The sequence below is a fragment of the Plantactinospora alkalitolerans genome, assembly GCF_015690345.1.
Taxonomy (GTDB): Bacteria; Actinomycetota; Actinomycetes; order Mycobacteriales; family Micromonosporaceae; genus Plantactinospora; species Plantactinospora alkalitolerans.
The window spans coordinates 80,978-99,799 of the sequence record NZ_JADPUN010000213.1; the positions used below are offsets into that span (position 1 = coordinate 80,978).

The window sequence follows — 18,822 nt, forward strand, 5'->3', positions numbered from 1 at the left end:
TCCTTCGACCGAGACCGTGCGCGATCAGGACGGACGCGCGTTGCCGCCGGCGCCGGGCGTTTCGGGCGGTGACGTCAGCACATCGTGGTGCCTGCGGCAGGGCCTCAACGTAACGTCGTCATACGTCATACGTCAATGATCTGTATCGATATCGCTTCGGGTGAAGTCGCAGATGACAGGGATCCTGTCGGCTCTTCGACGTTGAGCGGAGTCGAGTTGTGGCGGCGATCCCGACCGGGCCGGTGAGGCCGGACCGGCCCGGGATTCCACGCGCCGTCTGCGCCAGGTCCGGATGTCCGTGGCGGCCGGTCCGGTAGGGCGACCCGTAGGATCCCGGACGTGTCCGATCTTGCAGCGCGGTTCGCCCAGCTCGCTTCCGAGCACGACCTCCGAAGGAGAACGGCGACCGCGCTCGTCAGGCGCTGGGAGTGGTACACCTGGCCGGGCCTTGATCTTCGTCCATTGCGCTTCGAACGGGACCTGCTCAGAGCTGGCCGCCGGCTGGACGCCCGACCGCCGGTCGATCGGGATGTGCTGCGCATCGGGTTCGACGCCGAGGGTCGCGCGGCGGTGACCGAGGAGTACAGCGGCTTTCTGCACGGCCGCCTGTACTACGAGACGTTCGTCCGCCACGACGGCGACGTCGTCGAGACGGCGCACTTCGATACGGACGGGCCCATATACCTGCACGAGTACCGCTTCGCGGACGGGTTGATGCGCTCCGCCGACATGGTCGCGCGGCGCGGTTCGGGGCGGGAGGCGTACGGATATGCCGATGGGAGGATCAGTCGCATCGAGATCGAGCACGACGGCCGGGCGACTTCGGTGCTGACGGCCGAACACGACGACCGCGGCCTGGTCCGTGTCGTCGAGGCCATCGGCGGTCGGTCCGAGGTGCGCTACGAGCGGCCGCCAGCCGGATTCGACCTCGACGCGGCGTGCCGCACCATCGAGGAGACACTACTCGCACTGATCCCGGACGCCGTGGCGCGCCTGGTGGTAGACGGCCCCGCCGCCTGTGTCGCGCTGAGCTATCACCGATCGAAGGACGCACTGTCCTTCGATGTCCACGCGGCCACGGAGGACGAGCGCGCCGTCCTGGCGGCGATCGACACCCAGGCCGGATGGTCGCCGGAGGACTTCGCTGCCAGCGCCCACGTCGACTTCGAGGACGCGGCATTGGCGCGGCTGGTAGGACAGGAGATCGCCCTACTCGACGCCGACGACCCGGACACCGCCGCCGGATCCGAGGTCTGCCGGCGACTGTCGTGCGCGGTGGCGGGTCGGCTCAACCTCCGCGACTGGTCGGACACCCTGCCGGTCACCGGCGACTTCGTGGTGTACGCGGTGGACCTTGAGCTGGTCGACCTGGAACGGAACCTGGCCGATTGCCTGCCGCCAGACCGGCTCGCCCGGCTACGCGAGCGCGGCCTGCTGTGAAGGGACTGAACCCGGAATTCGTCACGTGGCCGTGTCCTCGGTGCCTCGGTGCCTCGGCTGAGGATGCGCCTCAACGGTCCTTCCTGACCCGCATCTCCAATGTCGTCCGGCAGGCCGGCCACTCCTCGGCGAGGATGGAGTACATCGCGGAGTCCCTGAGCAACCCGTCCTCGTTCGGTGCCCACGACCGTGACCACGAGCGCAGTACGCCCTCGAACTGTGCTCCCACCCGCTCGATCGCCGCGTCGTCGAAGTCGAGCCGGCCGAACACGAGGCCTTCCGCTTCGGCGTCGAGCGCCCGCAACTGCGCGGCCGCCCGGTGGACCAACGCGTCGCGCTCCACCAGTCCGGCGATCGAGTTTGCCGCCGCCCTCCGGTGTCCCTCGCCGGCGAGTGCGTTCGCCTGCGCTCGCATCCCGTCGAGCTGCTCGTACACCCGGTCGACGACCTGCTGCTCGGCGGCGATCTCCTGAGTTCTGACGTCGGACACAGTGCTCTCCAGGGAAGTGCGAGCTGAGGTCCCGACGAGGATATGTGCAGGTCAGGGGAGAGAGATCAGCATTCGGGTCGATTCGGCCGGGCCGGTTCACCGGTACAATTGACATGGCAGCGGGATGACGTCCCAACGCTGGACCGCTGCCAGACACCGGTCCGTCCGTGCGCCGTACCGACCTCGCACCGTTTCGAAGGATGCCTCGCTCAGGGGCGCTCGCGGATGCGGTCCGCGTGCCGCCGCTGCAACTCCACCTGGTCGCGGAGGAAGCCGAGGATCAACCGAAGGTCTAGGGTGGCGTACTTCTTCAACTGCTCCTCGGTCTCCGCGACTGTCTCCCCCACACGTCGTCTGCGAACCGCTGGGCGGGCTCGGCGGCCTCGACCAGCACCCGCCTGCGGTCGGCCGGGTCTCGAACCCGTTCGGCGTAGCCGGCCCGTACCAGCCGGTATGAATGATCCACGCGATCGTCGACACCACGTGTCGTCATCAAGGAGCACCGGGGAGTCGGCCGTCGCGAACGGTCCGGATCCGGGGGCGGCTCGCGGCCCGACCCCACGGCGGGACGGGGTCGGGATATAGTGCGGATGACACTAATGCGGATGGCGGTGAACTGCCGTGGCGAAGTCTGTTGCGGATCTGGTCGACCTGACCGTGCTCGCCCTGCTCGCTGAGCGTCCCTGTCACCCGTACGAGATGCAGCGGTTGATCCGACAGCGCCGCAAGGAGCACGCGGCCGGTTCGCCGCGTGGTCTGTACCGGGCGGTGGAGCGACTCGAACGCGATGGATTGATCGAGCCCGCCGAGACCAGCCGAGCCGGGAACCGGCCGGAGCGCACGGTCTACCGGATCACCGCCGAGGGCCTGGAGCGGTTCCAGGACCAGCTCGACGATCTGTTGTCCGTGCCCGACACGGATCAGCCGACGTTCGCGACCGCGGTGGCACTGCTGGCACACCTGTCGCCGGAGTCGGCCGCCCGGAACCTGGAAACCCGGGCGGTGCTGCTGGAGGGCCAGATCGCCGAGATGGCGGCGCAACTCGTCGGGTTGGGCCGCCAACTTCACCGCGTCCTGCTGGTCGAGTTGGAGTACACGCTCACGCTGCGTCGGGCCGAGTTGCACTGGGTACGCGCGCTGCTGGCCGATCTCACCGACGGTGCGCTCGGCTGGGACCCGGTGGCGATCCGATCGGCGCCGGTGCCGGCACCCGGCCCGGACGCGGAGTCGGGGGGTCCGATGACGTAATTGACCGAGACCCCGGGAAAGCATGTTGGCGCACGCGACCCCGGGGTCTCGACCCGAGTCGCCCCGCGGAGCGGTGCGGCACCCAGGTGCGCGTCTTTTGACTCAGTTGCGCGCGTTCCAGGGTAGCCAGACCGAACCTCCGCCGGGATCGGCCGTCCAACGACGGTCCAGATTGCGATCTGTTCCCGACAGATTCGGAGTTCTCGCATGCCCGAAACACCTCCCTTCCGGGTGCTGATCATCGGCGCCGGCATCGGCGGACTGGCCCTGGCCCACGGCCTGCGCCGGGCCGGCGTGCCGGTGGCGGTCTACGAACGCGATCGCAGCCGCACCGACCGACCCCAGGGATACCGACTGCACATCAACCCCGCCGGTAGCCAGGCCCTGCGCGAGTGCCTGGCACCGGACCTGTTCGAGACGTTCGTCTCGACCTGTGGCGCCAACCCGAGCACGATGACCTTCTACACCGAGCAGCTCGACCGACTCCTGACGGTCGACGTCGAACCGGGGAAGGGGCATCGGTCGGTCAGCCGGCACATCCTGCGCCAGGTCCTGTTGACCGGCCTCGCCGGCGTTGTGCAGTTCGGCAAGACCTACCACCATTACCGGCAGGCGCCCGACGGCACCCTGACCGCCTGCTTCGTCGACGGCACCAGCGTCGAGGGCGATCTCCTGATCGGTGCCGACGGTGGCGGCTCTCCGGTGCGTCGGCAGTACCTCCCGCACGCGCGGCGGGTCGACACCGGCGTACGTGGAATCGCCGGCAGGGTGCCCATCACGGCGGCCACCCGCGCGCTCGTGCCGGCCCGGGTCTTCGACGGTCCCGCCGTGGTCAACGCCCCCGGTGGGCTGGGCGTCTTCGTGGCCGCGCAACAGTTCCAGCGCCCACCCGAAGGGCTCGAGTTGGATCCGGTCGAGGACTTCATCTCCTGGGGGCTCGGTGCCAAGCGGGCGAAGCTGCCCACCGGCGCGGAGCTGTCCGGACTGGACGGCCCGGCGCTGCGGACGCTCGTACTCGAGGTGATCCGGAGTTGGCATCCGCACCTGCGGGAGCTGGTCGCCTCGACCGACCCTGACGCCATCACCGCGACCACGATCCGGAGCGCCGAGCCGGTACCGCCGTGGCCGGCGAGCCCGATCACGCTGCTCGGCGACGCGATCCACAGCATGACGCCGGCTCGGGGCGTCGGCGCCAACACCGCCCTTCGGGACGCGGCGCTGCTCACCCGCACCCTGGGCGCGGCCCGACGCGGCGAGCTGTCGCCGACCGAGGCGATCGGCCGCTACGAGGCCGAGATGATCCGGTACGGCTTCGACGCGGTCCGGGCATCCTTACGCGACCTCCGACAGCAGACCTCGATCGAGGGGCGGGTGGCACTGGCCATGGCCAGAGCCGGGTTGCGGGTCCTGGATGCGGTGCCACCACTGAAGCGGCGGGCGTTCGCCGACCTGGGCGGATAGGAGTCGCGCGATGAACACCAGACCGACCCTGCTCCGGACCCTGGCCGGCGGCCTGGCCGGTGGCGCGGCCGTTTGTGCCGCCCTCTACGCCACCTTCGCTACCTGGGGCGGCTCGAAACGCGGCGAGGTCGGAATGCTCTTCGACCCGTCGACCCAGAGCGCCAAGCTGATCGCGATCTGGAAGGAGATCGAACCACTACCCCTGCTGACCAGCAGCCCGGGGCTGATCATCGGCAGCTACTTCGGCTTCGCGATCGGCTATGCGCTGGTGTACCGGTCGGTGGCGGCCGCCTGGCCAGTCGGCATCGTGAACCGGGTGGCCCGACTCGGGTCGATGATCTGGTTGACCGGCGCCTTCTTCGAGGTCCAGGGCCCGGTCAACCTGGCCCACCAGCCGATCCGGCCGACCGCGATCGCGCTCGCCTTCTGGGCCGTCGCCGCCCTCGCCGAAGCGTTGGCCGTCGTGGCGGTGGTTGATCGCGGCGTCTGGTCCGGCATCGCCACCACCGGCATCACTGGCACCGCCGCCGTGATCACCGACCCGGGCCGGATCAACCCGACCCCCTGACCGCAGAGCCGTTGGTCGCCGTACGCGCCGACATTGCGGGCGAGTGCGGCGGCCAACGAGCCGCTCTACAGCCAGAACGGCCGCCGAGGTCAAGGGACAAGTCAGGATTTGGCGTCTCGGGATCGAGGGCTGGGCCTGGTGAGAATCGCAGCGGCCTGCTCGTGCCACTCCTGCACGGCACGGTCGAACGCACCAGGGGGCAGATGCCAAGGGCCGTCCTGGGGCTCGCCAAGCCGGGTCAACGCCGGTGGTATCGCTTTGATCCAGCCGAACGAACCGCGCCGCTTCATCCGGTGTTGATAGAGCGCCCGCCCGGCCACGGTGTGCCAGTAGCGGTTGGTGTCGGCATCCGCGCCGATGAGACCAGCAGCGACAAGGCGGGGTACGGCCTGGGTGAACTCGGTCTCGGCCATGATGGCGTGATTGATGCCGTCACCCTTCGCGATGACCTGGGCGAGAGTGTAACCATCGTCAGGGCCGGTTCCCTCGATAGACGAAAAGACCCAGGCATCCGACAGGGTCCATTGAGCAGTCATGCTTATCAAGATATGTGCACCGCACGCCGGCCGCCTCCCCCGGCAAGCTCACCGAGGACCCACGTGTACCCACTGACGGCGGCGTCTGCGGCAGTCTGCCTCGCGGGTCCGGCCGCATCCCGGTATCTGCCGACCGGTAGGTACCGGGGATGCGCCAGGACGGTCTCGAGTTGACCCGCCGGATGTGTGCACCCGAGGCCACCGTCGCCGCCCCACGCCGCTACAGCACCTTGAGGATTTCCTTCGCGAGAGGGCCGGACGAGGCAGGGTTCTGACCCGTGTAGAGGTTTCGATCGCTGACGAGGTACGGCTCGAAAGCAGGGCCACGGGAGTAGTCGGTAGGAAGGTTGCGCACTTCGTCTTCCATGAGCCACCTCGCCTTGTCCCGCAGGTGCACACCCTCTTCCTCGTCGTTCGTGAACCCGGTGGTTCGGTATCCGACGAACGGGGAGTTTCCGTTGACATCACGGGTGGCGAGAAGAGCGGCGGGTGCGTGACATACGACGGCGAGGGGTTTACCGGATGCGAGTGCGTCATTGAGGAGCTTCCCCGAGTGGCGGTCATATGCCAGGTCCTCCATCGGGCCGTGCCCGCCGGGGTAGTAGACGACGTCATAGTCGTCGACACTGACGTCCCGCAGGACGAGGGGATGGCGAAGTTCTTCGGCCTTTTCGATAACGGCCTCCTGTTTGAGCGAAATGTCTTCGCTGCCCGTCATGCTGGGTCGCAGGCTCATGGTGTCGACGGTGGGAATCACGCCGCCGGGGGTCGCGACGGTGACCTGATGGCCCGCCTCGGTGAAGACGCTGTAGGGCGCCACGAATTCTTCAGCCCAATAACCTGTCGGATGACGGCGACCGTCCTTCAGTGTCCAATACTGTGCTCCGGACACCACGAACAAGACTTTTGCCACTGGTTTCGCCTCCTTGAGCCGCGCGGCGGGAGCGGGCAGACAACCAGGCGGAACGATTCGAAGACTCTGCTGTGCGCCGCCTTGTCGAGGCCGACGTTACCAACCAACTCGCGCCGAGAGAGGGCGAACCAACGGACCCCAGGATTGGATGAGCCGTTTCCGGCCCGGCCACCATGTCGACCTTGTGCCTCTCGGCACTAGCGTGGGGTCATGCCGGAGAAGGTGATCCTGGTCGTGGGTTACGACGGAGCGGAACTGCTGGACATCGCCTGCGTCACCTCCAGTCTGGACATTGCCAACCGGATCGGCGCCAACCCGCCGTACCGGAGCGTGCTGGCCACGCCCGGTGGGCACACCATCACGTGCGACTCGGGGCTGCGGTTGCACGCCCAGGCGGCCCTGGAGCGATTCACCGCACCCCTAGACACCCTGCTGGTCTCCGGCGGTCTGGGGCACGCCCGGGCCGCGGCGGGCCCGCTGCTGATCGCGCACGTCCGGCGGCTGGCCGCGCTGGCTCGCCGGGTCGCGTCGGTCTGTACCGGGGCGACCGTGCTGGCCGAGGCGGGCCTGCTCAAGAACCGCCGCGCCACCACCCACTGGATGTACGCCGAGCAGCTCGCCGCCAGCTATCCCGCCGTGCAGGTCGACCCGGACCCGATCTACATCCGTGACGGTGGCCTCGCGACGTCCGGCGGTGTCACCAGTGCACTGGATCTGACCCTCTCGTTCATCGAGGAGGATCACGGAATGGCCCTGGCCCGTGGTGTCGCGCTGGGCACGGTGGCGTATCTGCAACGGCCGGGCGCGCAGGCGCAGCAGAGCATGTTCCTGACCCGCTGCTCCACCGACGATCTCGTGGTCCGCCGGACCAGCAACCACATCGTGAGCCATCTCGGCGACGACCTGAGCACCGCCACTCTGGCCCGGCTGGCCGGGGTCAGCGAGCGGCACCTGTCCCGGCTGTTCCTGACGTACGTCCACGAGACGCCCGCGCAGTATGTTCGGCGGGCCCGGACCGAGGCGGCGGCGTACCTGTTGACCTCGACCGCGCTGCCCGTGGCCGCGATCGCACGACGGTCCGGATTCGGCACGACCGAGTCGCTGCGGCAGGCGTTTCTCGCCCACTATTCGGTTCCGCCGTCGCGTTATCGGCTCGAGCGTCAACCGTCCGAGACCGGCTGACCCCAAAAATCCGGCGCCGCTGCGCAGGAATCCGGACGTGAACGATCACGGCTCGACGTCGGGTCGCGGGGTACCGGGCACGATCGGTGCCATGACGAATGCGGCGTTGCCACGGCGGACGAAGCTGGCCGATCGTTGGCCGACGGCCCTGGCGATGGTGGCCATCGCCGGTGCGGTCGCGGTCATGGTTCTGCTCGATCGTGAGGTGGAGCTCTTCGGTCCGAGCATCGCCGTGATGGCCGGCATCTACCTGATGGCATATGCCATCGGCCGCCCATCGACAGCCTGGCTGGCCTTTGGCGTGCTGAGCGTCGTGATGTCGGTGTTACACGTCCTGAACGACCGGCAGGTGCTGGGGGTCGACCCGGGGGTCGGCATGACGATCGTGCTGGTCCTGTTGTGGCTGTGGACGGTGGCGCGGCATCGCTTCACCGAGGGCCGGATCTTCTCGATCCAGACCGCCGGCATGGTGGGCTTCGGCGCGCTCACGCTGCTGTGCGCGACGGTTGCGCCCCGGCTGGGCGTCACGTTGGCCGGTGTCGGTTTTCTCGCGCACGGTCTCTGGGACGCGTACCACTTCAGGGTGAACCAGGTGGTGAACCGGCCGTGGTCGGAGTTCTGTGCGGTCGTCGACCTCGGTGTCGGCGTGGCCCTGATCATCGTGGTGGCGACGTAGCCGGCGGTCCTCCGAGGGTCAGTGCGACTAGATGACCGCGGTGACAGGTGTCGGCCGGCCCGTGGCCGCCGCGGTCAGGCGCCAGGCGGCCGAGATCAACCCGATGTGCGAGAACGCCTGTGGCAGGTTCCCCAACTGGTCACCCGTGTCCGGATCGATCTGCTCGGCGAACAGGCCCAGGTCGTTGGAGCGTTCCGTGAGGCGCTCGAAGAGCGCGGTCGCCCGGTCCCGCTCGCCGGCCAACGCCAGACAACCCACAAGCCAGAACGAGCAGATGACGAAGCCGGCCGAGTCGTCGGGCCAGCGCCGGACCAACCCGTCGGTGGTCAACTCCCGGTCGATCCGGTCGATCGTCGCCCGCATCCGGGGGTCGGCCGCGGAAAGGAACCCGATGAGGGGCATGACGAGTACCGACGCGTCGAGCCGGTCGGACCCGAAGGCGCCGGTGATGGCACCAACCCGGGGATTCCAGCCGTTCTCCAGGACCGAGGCGTGGATCTCGTCGCGCACCGCCGCCCAGCGCGCCAACTCCGCCGCGTCGGCGAGGACGCGGCCGAACCGTACGGCCCGGTCCAACGCCATCCAGCACCCCACCTTCGACGAGACGTAGTGCCGCTCCTCGCCCCGCAGCTCCCACATCCCCGAATCCGGCATCCGCCAGGTTCCGGCCGCCTGCTCGGCGAGGGACCGTAGCAGCCGTCGGATGTCGTCGGGCATGGGTTCGAGGCGCTCACGCAGTAGCCACGCGGCGTCGAGAACCTGACCGAGAGCGTCCTGTTGGCGCTGGCGCCAGGCGTCGTTGCCGAGCAGTACGGGACCGACGGCGACGTGCCCGGTCAGCTCGTCGAGTTCCCGTTCGGACAGGTCGCGCTCGCCCTCGACGCCGAGCACGATCGGTATCGGGTCCATACCCACCTCGCCGATCGCCTCGGCGATCCACCGGAAGAGCCGCTCCGACTCCTTCGGGCAGGCCGCGATCGACAGGACCCGCAGGGTCAGGCTGAAGTCGCGCAGCCACACGTAGCGATAGTCGTAGTTGTCATGACCCTCCGGCCGCACCGGCAGCGAGGTGGTCGCGGCGGCGACCACCGCCCCGCTGCGCTGATACGTCAACCCCTGCAGGACCAGCGCACTCCGGCGCACCAGCTGCGGATAGAGCCCGGTGTAGCTGTGCTCCGCCGTCCAGGAGCGCCATCCCGCAACGGTGTCCGCAAGTGCCGCTGGCACGTCGACCGCCATCGGCTCGCGTTGGTGATAGGTCGACGAGTGCGACAGCGAGAACGCTTCCCGCCGGCCCGGATCGACAGTGAACGACGCCGATGCGTCGATCCCCTCGTGGCGCACCGGAACGCTCGCGGTCATCCCGAGCGTGCTGCCGGTGGCTCTGGAGATGGAGGTCTCGCCGTGCGGCTGGAGGTAGGCCCGTACCCGGCCGTACTCGAATCGGGGCGCGTAGGACATCAGCATCGGGACGTGCCCCGAGAGTCCTTCCACGAGCCGGAGGAGGAGGCCGGGCGGATTCCGGCCGATGTCGTGTCCACGGGCCTCGGGATCCAGGGCCAGCGCGTCGGTGACCGCCACCGACCCTTGCTCGGTGCGGAAGACCGTCCGCAGCACGAGCGTGTCGTCGAGGTAGCTCCGTTCGACCTGGAACTCACCGGCGGGCCGGATCCACCAGTGCCCGCCGTCGTCGCCGAGCAGGCGGGCGAACACCGACGGCGCGTCGAACCGGGCCGGGCACCACCAGTCCACGGAACCGTCGCGGCTGACCAGGGCCCCGGTCCGGCCGTCGGCGAGATAGCCGTAGTCGTCAACCCGACCGGCGCTCACGGCACGCCACCCCGGATTGATCGCGTCTGCGCAGCATGGGCGCTCGCTTACCCCTGCCAGGGTGACCTAACCGGGCGATATGGGATGACGTCAGCCGTGTCGGCCCGGAACGATGCCGGCGTCGTAGGCGTGGATGATGGCGCCGGCCCGGTCGCGGACGCCGAGTTTGAGGAAGATCGCCGAAATGTGCCCCTTGACGGTCCGCTCGCTGAGGTGGAGTGACTGGGCGATCTCGGTGTTGTTCGCTCCCGAGGCGACGAGGCGGAGCACGTCCAGCTCACGGCCGGTCAGCCCGTCGACGGACGGCGCAGGGGCGGTCGCGCGCCGCTGACGAACCCGCCCGAGGACCCGTTGCGCAACCTGAGGATCGAGCCAGGAGCCACCGCGTGCGGTGACCCGGATGGCGCCGACGAGGTCGACCGCGGGCGCGTCCTTCAGTACGAAGCCGGCCGCGCCCGCCTCGATGACTCCCCACAGCACCTCGTCGTCCTCGAACGTGGTGAGGGCCAGTACGCGCTGCGGCGCGCCGCCGTCGGCGGTGGTCTGGAGCAGCCGGCGCGTCGCCTCGATTCCGTCGAGGACCGGCATCCGGATGTCCATGAGGACGACATCCGGGCTCAGCAACCGCGCGGCGTCGATCCCGGCCTGCCCGTTGGCGGCCTCGCCGACGATGTCGAGGTCGTCATGGGCGGACAGGATCAGTCGCAGTCCCGCGCGGACGAGTTCCTGGTCGTCGACCAGCACGATGCGGATCATCAGCCGACCGCCGCGCCGGCCCGCCGCAGGGGGAGCGACGCCTCGATCAGCCAGCCGTCACCGTCGGGACCGGCCGACATCGTCCCGCCGAGGGCGGTGACCCGCTGCCGCATGCCGTCGAGGCCGGTGCCACCCCGACCGCGTTGCGCCGAGGGTGTCCGACGTGCGGCGCCGTTGCGTACCGAGACGACGAGGTGTTCGGGGTCCTGAACGACGCGAACGACGATCTCGGCTCCGGGGGCATGGTGCTGCACGTTGCTGAGGGACTCCTGCACGACCCGGAAGGCGGCGAGCCCGGTGTACGTGTCGACGGCATCGAGGTCGCCGGTCACCTCGCTGCGTACCGGAAGACCCGCCGAGGCCACGGACTCCAGCAGGGCGACGATGTCCGGGGCGCCGGGTACCGGCGGTTGGGCCCCGGTCTCGTCCGGATCCCTCAACAGGCCGACGATCGTCCGTACGGATTGCAGACTGTCCCGTCCCACCTGCTCGGCACGGTCGAGCGCCTCGGCCGCCGCCGCCGGATCGCGGTCGAGGACCTGTCGGGCACCGACCAGGTTGAGCAGGACGACGGTGAGGCCGTGCCCGACCGCGTCGTGGACGTCGTGGGCGATCCGTCGGCGCTCGGCAGCGGCAGCGGCGACGTCGAGCCGGTCCTGTGCCTCGGTCAGTGCGGCGATAAGTTGGCGCTCCCGACGGAGGATGCGACCGATCAGCCAGTTGAACAGGGCGCCGGTCGCGAAGAAGACCGCGGCGGGGTAGTCCTCGCGCCACTGCCCGAAGTGGAGGATGGCCACCGCCGGGCCGACCATCGCACCGACCACCGCCGCCGTCTCCGCCAGCCACGAGTTTCCCATGGCCGCCAGCCACGCCACCGCGAGCAGTGCCAGGAAGGTGGCGCCCAACGCCTCGTAGAAGAAGCTGACGACCGCCGGGATACCGACGCCCGCGACGGCCATGGTCCACGGCCCGACCCGGACCTGGCCCGCCAGCAGCGCCCAGGGGACGAGCGCGAGTGCCAGCGTCGCGACCAGACCGATGGTGATGTCGGTCGTCACGAACACGAGCAGGGCCGCCGCCAGGGCCGCGATCGGGAAGGCCAGGCCGGTGGTCAACGAACCGCCCCATGCACGTAGCCCGGTCGCTTCCATGATCGGAGAGTACCGCCGTTCGCAACCGGGGGGACCCGTCCCCGGGTACCTGTCGACCCCGGCCTCCGGTACGGCCCCGGGCCCGGCCCTGGACCTGATCTTTTGCGGTCGGCGGTCCGATGTGCACGGTGGGTCCCGGAGCAGACGATGCAGTCATCACTTTCTCGCGGACATCGGAGCCTCTCGTGTTCAACAAAATCGGCTGTTTCACCGTCCGGTGGCGCCGCCTGGTGCTGGCCCTGACCGTTCTCTTCGTCGTCGCGGCAGGCGCGGCCGGAACCGGCGTCTTCAGCGATCTCGGTGGCGGTGGTTTCGAGGATCCGGACGCCGAGTCGACCCGGGCCAGTGCCTTCATGACCGAGATCGGCGCTCCCGACCCCGAGCTGGTCCTGCTGGTCAAGGCGATCGAGGGCGACGGCGTCGACGACCCGGCCGTACGCGCCGCCGGCGACGAGCTGACCAGAGCCGTCTCGGGTGTGCCCGCGGTGGACACGGTGACGTCCTACTGGTCGACGGGCGGGGAGCGGTCACTGCGGTCGACCGACGGACGTTCGGCGCTGGTGGTGATCGACCTCGCCGGCACCGAGGAGCAGGTCGACGAGGCGGCCGCCTCGATCGAGGACACCTACGTCGGCACCCGGGGGCCCATCACCGTCCGGGCGGGCGGCGGGTACCCGATCGACAACGCCATCGGCGAACAGCTCAGCACCGACCTGGTCAACGCCGAACTGCTGGCGATCCCCGCCACGCTGGCGCTGCTGCTCCTCGTGTTCGGCGGAATAGTCGCGGCCGGACTGCCACTGGTCATCGCGCTGGTCGCGGTCGTCGGCGCGCTCCTGGCCCTGCTCGGTATCGCACAGGTCGCCGACGTCTCGGTCTACTCGATCAACCTCATGACCGGTCTCGGGTTCGGGTTGGCGATCGACTACTCACTCTTCATCCTCAGCCGGTTCCGGGAGGAGCTGGCCGCCGGCCGTACGACGGAGGCGGCGGTGGTGCGCACCGTCGAGACCGCCGGACGTACCGTCGCGTTCTCGGCTCTCACCGTCGCGATCTCCCTGTCGGCGCTCCTGGTCTTCCCGCTGTCCTTCCTCCGGTCCTTCGCCTACGCGGGCGTCGCGGTGGTCATCTGCGCCGCGGCAGCCTCGCTGCTGACCCTGCCGGCTCTGCTGGCGACCCTCGGGCCCCGGGTGAACACCTGGTCGATCCGGCTCGGCCGGCGTAGCTCCCGTCCGGCCGGAACCGGTTTCTGGCACCGGCTCGCCAACGCGGTCATGCGCCGGCCGGCCCTGGTCGCGACCGGTGTCATCGTCTTCCTCCTGGCGTTGGGTAGCCCGTTCCTCGGCGTCAACCCGGGACTGCCGTCGTACCAGGCGCTGCCGCCGGGCAACGAGGCCCGGCAGGTCGCCGAGTCGATCAGCGCCGGGTTCGCCGGGAACCGGACGGCGCAGTTCGGCGTCGTCCTGCCCGGTGTCGACGCCCGGGGTACGGACGCCGACGCGGTGGCGGCCTTCGCCGGCCAGGTCGGCGCGGTCGACGGCGTCACCGACGTGGCGGTGCACTCGGCGGACGCAGGCTCGTGGCTGACCGTCGTGCCCTCAGTGGTGCTGCGGTCGGCCGAGGGCGAGAAGCTCGTCAAGGACATTCGTGCGCTGGATCCGCCGTTCGAGTTCGGCGTCGAGGGTGCCGCGGCGGAACTCGTCGACGCCAAGGCCGCCATCCACAGCCGACTGCCGCTGGCCTTGGCCATCATCGCGGTGGCCACCTCGGTACTGCTGTTCCTGGTGTTCGGCAGCATTCTCGTACCCGTCAAGGCGATCGTGCTGAACCTGCTGTCGCTCACGGCCACGTTCGGGGCGATGGTCTGGATCTTCCAGGACGGTCACCTGTCGGGGCTCCTCGGCTTCACGGCCACGGGCCAACTCGACGTGTCGATGCCCATTCTGATGTTCTGCGTCGCCTTCGGCCTGTCGATGGACTACGAGGTGTTCCTGCTGTCCCGGATCAAGGAGGAGTACGACCTCACCGGTGACAACACCCGGTCGATCGCCGCCGGGCTCGAGAAGACCGGTGGCCTCATCACCGCGGCGGCCCTGGTGTTGGCGATCTCGTTCGTCGCCTTCGGCACGAGCGGCATGAGCTTCCTGAAACTGATGGGGATCGGCCTGGCGTTGGCGATCATCATGGACGCCACCATCATCCGCGGACTGCTGGTCCCGGCCGTCATGCGCCTCGCCGGGAACGCCAACTGGTGGGCACCCGGCCCGCTCCGGCGGCTCCACCAGCGCTGGAATCTCCAGGAGCGCTGACGCGCACCAACCGCCGGTCCCGCCCTGGAGGTCTCCTTCCCGGGCGGGACCGGCGGTGGCGGTCGGTCGGCGATGCTCAGCTACCGGGGCGGGGGAACGCCACCGGGCTGCGGTGCCCGGCCGTGTCGACGGCCCGTACCCCGAAGAAGACGTTGTCCTTGGACAGGTCGACGGTGGCCGTGGTGACGTCACCGACCCCGATCACGTGGGTCCACTCGGGCGCGGTCGTCTCCCGCCAGACGATCTCGTAGCCGGCCAGGTCGGGTTCGGTGCCCCGGGACCACCGCAGCTCGGTGTCGTTGGTCAGGTTGGTCGTGACGACGATGGCATTCTTCGGCGTACCCGGAGCCTGGGCGAGGGACCACAACGTCGCCGCGTTCACCCTGGCCACCCGGGTGATGTACCCGAAGTCGCAGAATTCCGGCAGGTCGCCGTACTGCTTGCCGTCGACCACCCGGACGTCCTGGTGCTGGTGCGCGAAGTCCTCGTTCGGCTCGGTGAACCGGCCCGCCGGATAGCCCTGCTCCAGGAACGAGATGTGGTCGCTGCCGCGCAGGTAGCGGTCCCGGCGGTAGATCACCCGGATCCTCATTCCGGTGCTGTCGTTGTCCGCGACGTCGCTGACGAAGCGGGCCAACTGGCGGCTCGGCGAGTCGTTCTCCCCGCCGACGGACCGCCGGGTGTTCCCCTCCGCCGGTGTCTCGGCCGTCGGCACCCCCTCGGCGAAGAGCCGGACGGTCCGCCGGTCCCGGGTGCCGTCGTCCGCCGTACTGCTGCCGACGATGTCGTCGCTGAACATCCCCTGCACGTCCGCCCCGGCGGCCCTGTACTGCCGGGCCAGGTACCCCGATCCGTACAGGCCCTGTTCCTCGCCGGCCACGGCGGCGAAGACGATGGTCGCCTCGCTGCGCCGGGTCGCCACCACCCGGGCCAGCTCCATCAGCACCGCCACCCCGGACGCGTCGTCGTCGGCACCGGGCGCGTCGCTGGTCGCGTCCATCACGTCGGTGCACCGCGAGTCGTAGTGTCCGGTCACCACGTAGATCCGGTCCGGCGACGATTCGCCGCGCAACGTGGCCACCACGTTCGTGATCCGGGTCGGCACCGGGATCCGGGACGCCGGCCCCTGGACGTACGACTGGAGTTCCACCGTCATCCGCCCGCCGGACCGCGCGGCGTAGCCCTGCATCTGCTGGTGGATCCAGTCCCGGGCGGCGCCGATCCCGCGCGCCGGGTCGTCCTGGCTGGAGAGGGTGTGCCGGGTGCCGAACGCGGCGAGCCGCCGCACGATCGCCTCGATCCGGCGCTGGTCGATCTCACCCAGCAGTTCCCGCAGTTCGCGATCGGGGGATTGCGGCCGGACCGGTCGGCCCGGACCCGCGTCACCGGTCCGGACGGTGGCCGTGGCGGGGGAGCCGGCGGCGGCCACCGGTACGGCGACGGTGGCGGCCGCGGTGACGGTGGCGGCGGACAGGAACGTGCGGCGGCTGGACTTCGTGGGCCCGTTGCCTCGGAGCTCATCGGCTGTCATGCCAGGCATCGTCATCAATGCGTGTTCTGGATGTCAACGGACGGGATCATCACCACGGCCCGGTTCGCGGCGCTGCACGCCCGTCCGCACCGGTTCGCGTCCGTCGGCCGGACAACGGACGGACCGGGGTTTGCCGGGCCGATGTCCGGGAACGGCGGGGCCATGACGAAACCGCGCGTTGTGATCGTCGGGGCCGGGTTCGCCGGCTACCACGCGGCGAAGAGCCTGTCCCGGATCGCCCGTGGTGAGGCCGAGATCGTGCTACTGAACCCCACCGACTTCTTCCTCTACCTTCCGCTCCTGCCCGAGGTGGCCGCCGGGATCCTGGAACCGAGCCGGGTCTCGGTCTCCCTCGCCGGAACCCTGGACGGGGTACGGATCGTCATCGGCGAGGCGAGCCACATCGACCTGAACGCCAGGCGGGTCGACTACATCGGGGCAGAGGGCGAGCCCGCCGAGATCGGCTACGACCGGTTGATCATCGCTGTCGGCAGCGTCAACAAGCTGTTGCCGATCCCGGGGGTCACCGAGCACGCGCACGGGTTCCGGGGCCTTCCGGAGGCGCTGTACCTGCACGACCACGTGGTCTGCCAGATCGAGTTGGCCGAGGCGACCGACGACCCGGCCGAGCGGGACGCGCGTACGACGTTCGTCGTGGTCGGCGCCGGCTACACCGGTACGGAGGTGGCGGCGCACGGCCAGTTGTTCACCGACGCGCTGGCGGCCCAGCATCCCCGGCTGGGCGTACGGCCGAGGTGGCTGCTGCTCGATCTCGCCGAACGGGTACTGCCCGAGCTGGACCAGCGGATGTCGGAGACGGCCAGACGGGTCCTCGACGGCCGGGGCGTCGACGTCCGGATGGGTACCACGGTCAAGGAGGCGATGGCCGACGGCGTACGGCTCAGCGACGGCGAGTACGTCCCGACCCGGTCGCTGATCTGGTGCGTCGGGGTGCGCCCCGATCCGCTGGTGGCCGATCTCGGCCTGCCCACCGAGCGGGGGCGGCTCGTGGTCGACGAGTTCCTCGGGGTACCCGGGTTCCCGGATGTCTTCGCCTGCGGGGACGCCGCTGCCGTACCCGACCTGACCCGACCGGGACAGTCGACCGCGATGACGGCGCAGCACGCCCAGCGGCAGGGGAAGCTGGCCGCGCACAACGTCGCCGCGTCGTACGGGCAGGGCAAGCGCCGACCGTACCGGCATCACGACCTCGGGTTCGTGGTGGATCTCGGCGGCACCGACGCGGCCGCGAACCCGCTGCACGTGCCGTTGGCGGGGCTGCCGGCAAAGGCGGTGACCCGGGGCTACCACCTGTTGGCGTTGCCGGCGAACCGGGCCCGGGTCAGCGCCGACTGGTTGCTCGACGCGGCGCTGACCCGGCAGTCCGTACAGCTCGGTCTGGTGCCGGCGAACGCCGTACCGTTGGAGAGCGCGTCGCCGGAGCTGCCGGCCCGGAGATAGGCGGCTCACCTCTTTTTCGGTGGCTCGGGCCCGCTCGCACAGGGGCCCCCGCCGCGTTTATCTCAGGGGCCCGGGCGCGTTCCTCTCAGGGGCCCGCGCCGCGTTCCTCTCAGGGGCCCGGGCGCGGCGGACGGGGCTGTCCCGGTCCGGCGGCCATGCCGCCACCGACCTCGTCGATCGCGTCGTCGATCTGGTGGGCGAGTGCCACGTCGAGCGCGGTGACCGCGTCCAGCGACCGGGTCCGGACGGTCAGTACCGCCGTCTCCGGCGTCTCCCGGCCCACCATCGGGCCCCGACCGGTGTCCGGACGCAGCCGGGCCAGCCGGCCCAGCACCCGGTCCAGGTTCTCCGCCGGCAGCTCGATGGTGCGGGTCAGCCGGCGTCGGTCACCGGACCAGTACGGCAGCGTGGACAGCGCGTCGCGCAGTTCCTCGTCGGTCAGGGCGGCGACGGCACCGGCCGGATCGACGAGACCTCCGCCGGTCGGTGGCGGTCCGAGCAGGTCACGCAGGTACTCCGGCAGGTCGAGCGACTCCACCAGCCGATGATCCTGCTCGGCGAGCGCGCTCAGGGTCGCCTGGGCCTGGTAGCGGGCCTGTTCCGGGCTGCGGTGGCTGAGCCGGGCGACCTCGTCGAGGAAACCCGCCAGGTCGGGGCGCCGGTCGCCGGACGCCATCGATCGTTCATCGCAGAGCTGACCGGGTACGGCGTCGAGCAGACGCTGCCGGTCGGCCTCGTCCAGTGCTCCGGCCAGCGCGGTCACCGTGGCCCCGGCTGCGGCACGGGCCTGTTCGAAGTCCACGCCGGCCCGCCGTCCGACGTCGGAGACGAGATCCCGGTAGGCGATGACGGCGACGTCCGTGCCGACGGCGCTGCCGGAATCGTCGGGCAGCGGTGCAGGACGCTCGGTCGGTGTGGGTGGCGGGATGATCCGGCCGCCCCGCTCGGCGTTCGGTTTGCGGCTGCCGGCCGGTGGCGGCCCGTCCCGGCGGCCCCGGTCCAGGCTCTCGAGTTGCTTGTCGGCCCCGAGGGTGACCCCGACCTCGCTCGGCCGCCGGCCCTGCTCGCGGGCCTGCCGGGCCAACGCGCGACGTCGCTGGTTGTCACCCTCCATCTGCTTCCCCATGCCGCCTCCTCGCTGCGCTCGTCATCGTCAGAAGTGGGAGCCAGATCAACCGCCTTCCCGCGCCGTGATCGCCGAAACTCGGGGGCGTGCCGGCCCGGGTCGACCCGATCGCCGTCCGGGCGGGGGCCGGGATCGCCTCGGGGC

Annotated in this window: 17 protein-coding genes; 8 read left to right on the forward strand and 9 right to left on the reverse strand. The window is 70.1% G+C overall.

Annotation, left to right across the window (positions count from 1 at the left end; genetic code table 11):
• Window positions 1–339 precede the first annotated feature (339 nt).
• Window positions 340–1,440: a hypothetical protein gene (locus I0C86_RS23910; protein ID WP_196203516.1), complete on the forward strand. Its 1,101-nt coding sequence runs from the start codon at window positions 340–342 to the stop codon at window positions 1,438–1,440.
• Window positions 1,441–1,510: 70 nt separating this feature from the next.
• On the opposite strand, the gene I0C86_RS23915 is transcribed toward I0C86_RS23910, so the two are convergent.
• A complete protein-coding gene (locus tag I0C86_RS23915) occupies window positions 1,511–1,930 on the reverse strand; it encodes a hypothetical protein (protein WP_196203517.1) in 420 nt (139 codons plus the stop codon).
• Between the two features lie 209 nt (window positions 1,931–2,139).
• Window positions 2,140–2,277, reverse strand: coding sequence for a hypothetical protein (locus I0C86_RS23920; RefSeq protein ID WP_196203518.1), 138 nt, complete (start codon window positions 2,275–2,277; stop codon window positions 2,140–2,142).
• Between the two features lie 274 nt (window positions 2,278–2,551).
• On the opposite strand from I0C86_RS23920, the gene I0C86_RS23925 reads away from it, so the two are divergent.
• From I0C86_RS23925 to I0C86_RS23935, 3 genes are all read left to right on the forward strand, one after another.
• A complete protein-coding gene (locus tag I0C86_RS23925) occupies window positions 2,552–3,178 on the forward strand; it encodes a helix-turn-helix transcriptional regulator (protein ID WP_196203519.1) in 627 nt (208 codons plus the stop codon).
• Between the two features lie 207 nt (window positions 3,179–3,385).
• On the forward strand, window positions 3,386–4,639 hold the full coding sequence (locus I0C86_RS23930; RefSeq protein WP_196203520.1) for an FAD-dependent oxidoreductase: 1,254 nt from the start codon (window positions 3,386–3,388) through the stop codon (window positions 4,637–4,639).
• Window positions 4,640–4,649: 10 nt separating this feature from the next.
• Window positions 4,650–5,207 (forward strand): hypothetical protein, encoded by a 558-nt coding sequence (locus I0C86_RS23935; protein WP_196203521.1) that lies wholly within the window; start codon window positions 4,650–4,652, stop codon window positions 5,205–5,207.
• A gap of 101 nt (window positions 5,208–5,308) precedes the next feature.
• Here I0C86_RS23935 and I0C86_RS23940 read toward each other — a convergent pair whose 3' ends face one another.
• Complete coding sequence (locus tag I0C86_RS23940) at window positions 5,309–5,743, reverse strand: hypothetical protein (RefSeq protein WP_196203522.1); 435 nt, start codon at window positions 5,741–5,743, stop codon at window positions 5,309–5,311.
• A gap of 220 nt (window positions 5,744–5,963) precedes the next feature.
• A complete protein-coding gene (locus I0C86_RS23945; protein WP_196203523.1) occupies window positions 5,964–6,656 on the reverse strand; it encodes a type 1 glutamine amidotransferase domain-containing protein in 693 nt (230 codons plus the stop codon).
• A gap of 210 nt (window positions 6,657–6,866) precedes the next feature.
• Here I0C86_RS23945 and I0C86_RS23950 point away from each other — a divergent pair, with 210 nt between their 5' ends.
• Window positions 6,867–7,838: a GlxA family transcriptional regulator gene (locus tag I0C86_RS23950; RefSeq protein ID WP_196203524.1), complete on the forward strand. Its 972-nt coding sequence runs from the start codon at window positions 6,867–6,869 to the stop codon at window positions 7,836–7,838.
• Window positions 7,839–7,929: 91 nt separating this feature from the next.
• Window positions 7,930–8,514 (forward strand): hypothetical protein, encoded by a 585-nt coding sequence (locus I0C86_RS23955; RefSeq protein ID WP_196203525.1) that lies wholly within the window; start codon window positions 7,930–7,932, stop codon window positions 8,512–8,514.
• A gap of 27 nt (window positions 8,515–8,541) precedes the next feature.
• Here the strand turns inward: I0C86_RS23955 and I0C86_RS23960 are convergent, their stop codons facing one another.
• The 3 genes from I0C86_RS23960 to I0C86_RS23970 form a co-directional block, all read right to left on the reverse strand.
• A complete protein-coding gene (locus I0C86_RS23960; protein ID WP_196203526.1) occupies window positions 8,542–10,344 on the reverse strand; it encodes a glycoside hydrolase family 15 protein in 1,803 nt (600 codons plus the stop codon).
• 90 nt (window positions 10,345–10,434) lie between these two features.
• On the reverse strand, window positions 10,435–11,100 hold the full coding sequence (locus I0C86_RS23965; protein ID WP_196203527.1) for a response regulator transcription factor: 666 nt from the start codon (window positions 11,098–11,100) through the stop codon (window positions 10,435–10,437).
• Window positions 11,100–12,251 carry a sensor histidine kinase gene (locus tag I0C86_RS23970; protein WP_196203528.1) on the reverse strand — a complete coding sequence of 384 codons (1,152 nt, stop codon included), beginning with the start codon at window positions 12,249–12,251 and terminating at the stop codon, window positions 11,100–11,102. The genes I0C86_RS23965 and I0C86_RS23970 overlap by 1 nt, the downstream gene beginning before the upstream one ends.
• A 185-nt stretch (window positions 12,252–12,436) precedes the next feature.
• On the opposite strand from I0C86_RS23970, the gene I0C86_RS23975 reads away from it, so the two are divergent.
• Window positions 12,437–14,560: an MMPL family transporter gene (locus I0C86_RS23975; RefSeq protein WP_323373814.1), complete on the forward strand. Its 2,124-nt coding sequence runs from the start codon at window positions 12,437–12,439 to the stop codon at window positions 14,558–14,560.
• A 76-nt stretch (window positions 14,561–14,636) separates the two neighbouring features.
• On the opposite strand, the gene I0C86_RS23980 is transcribed toward I0C86_RS23975, so the two are convergent.
• A complete protein-coding gene (locus I0C86_RS23980) occupies window positions 14,637–16,091 on the reverse strand; it encodes a M20/M25/M40 family metallo-hydrolase (protein WP_196203530.1) in 1,455 nt (484 codons plus the stop codon).
• Between the two features lie 162 nt (window positions 16,092–16,253).
• On the opposite strand from I0C86_RS23980, the gene I0C86_RS23985 reads away from it, so the two are divergent.
• Entirely contained in the window at window positions 16,254–17,552 is a 1,299-nt protein-coding gene (locus I0C86_RS23985; RefSeq protein WP_196203531.1) for an NAD(P)/FAD-dependent oxidoreductase, read from the forward strand.
• 109 nt (window positions 17,553–17,661) lie between these two features.
• Here the strand turns inward: I0C86_RS23985 and I0C86_RS23990 are convergent, their stop codons facing one another.
• Complete coding sequence (locus tag I0C86_RS23990; RefSeq protein WP_196203532.1) at window positions 17,662–18,678, reverse strand: DUF2267 domain-containing protein; 1,017 nt, start codon at window positions 18,676–18,678, stop codon at window positions 17,662–17,664.
• Between the last annotated feature and the right edge of the window lie 144 nt (window positions 18,679–18,822).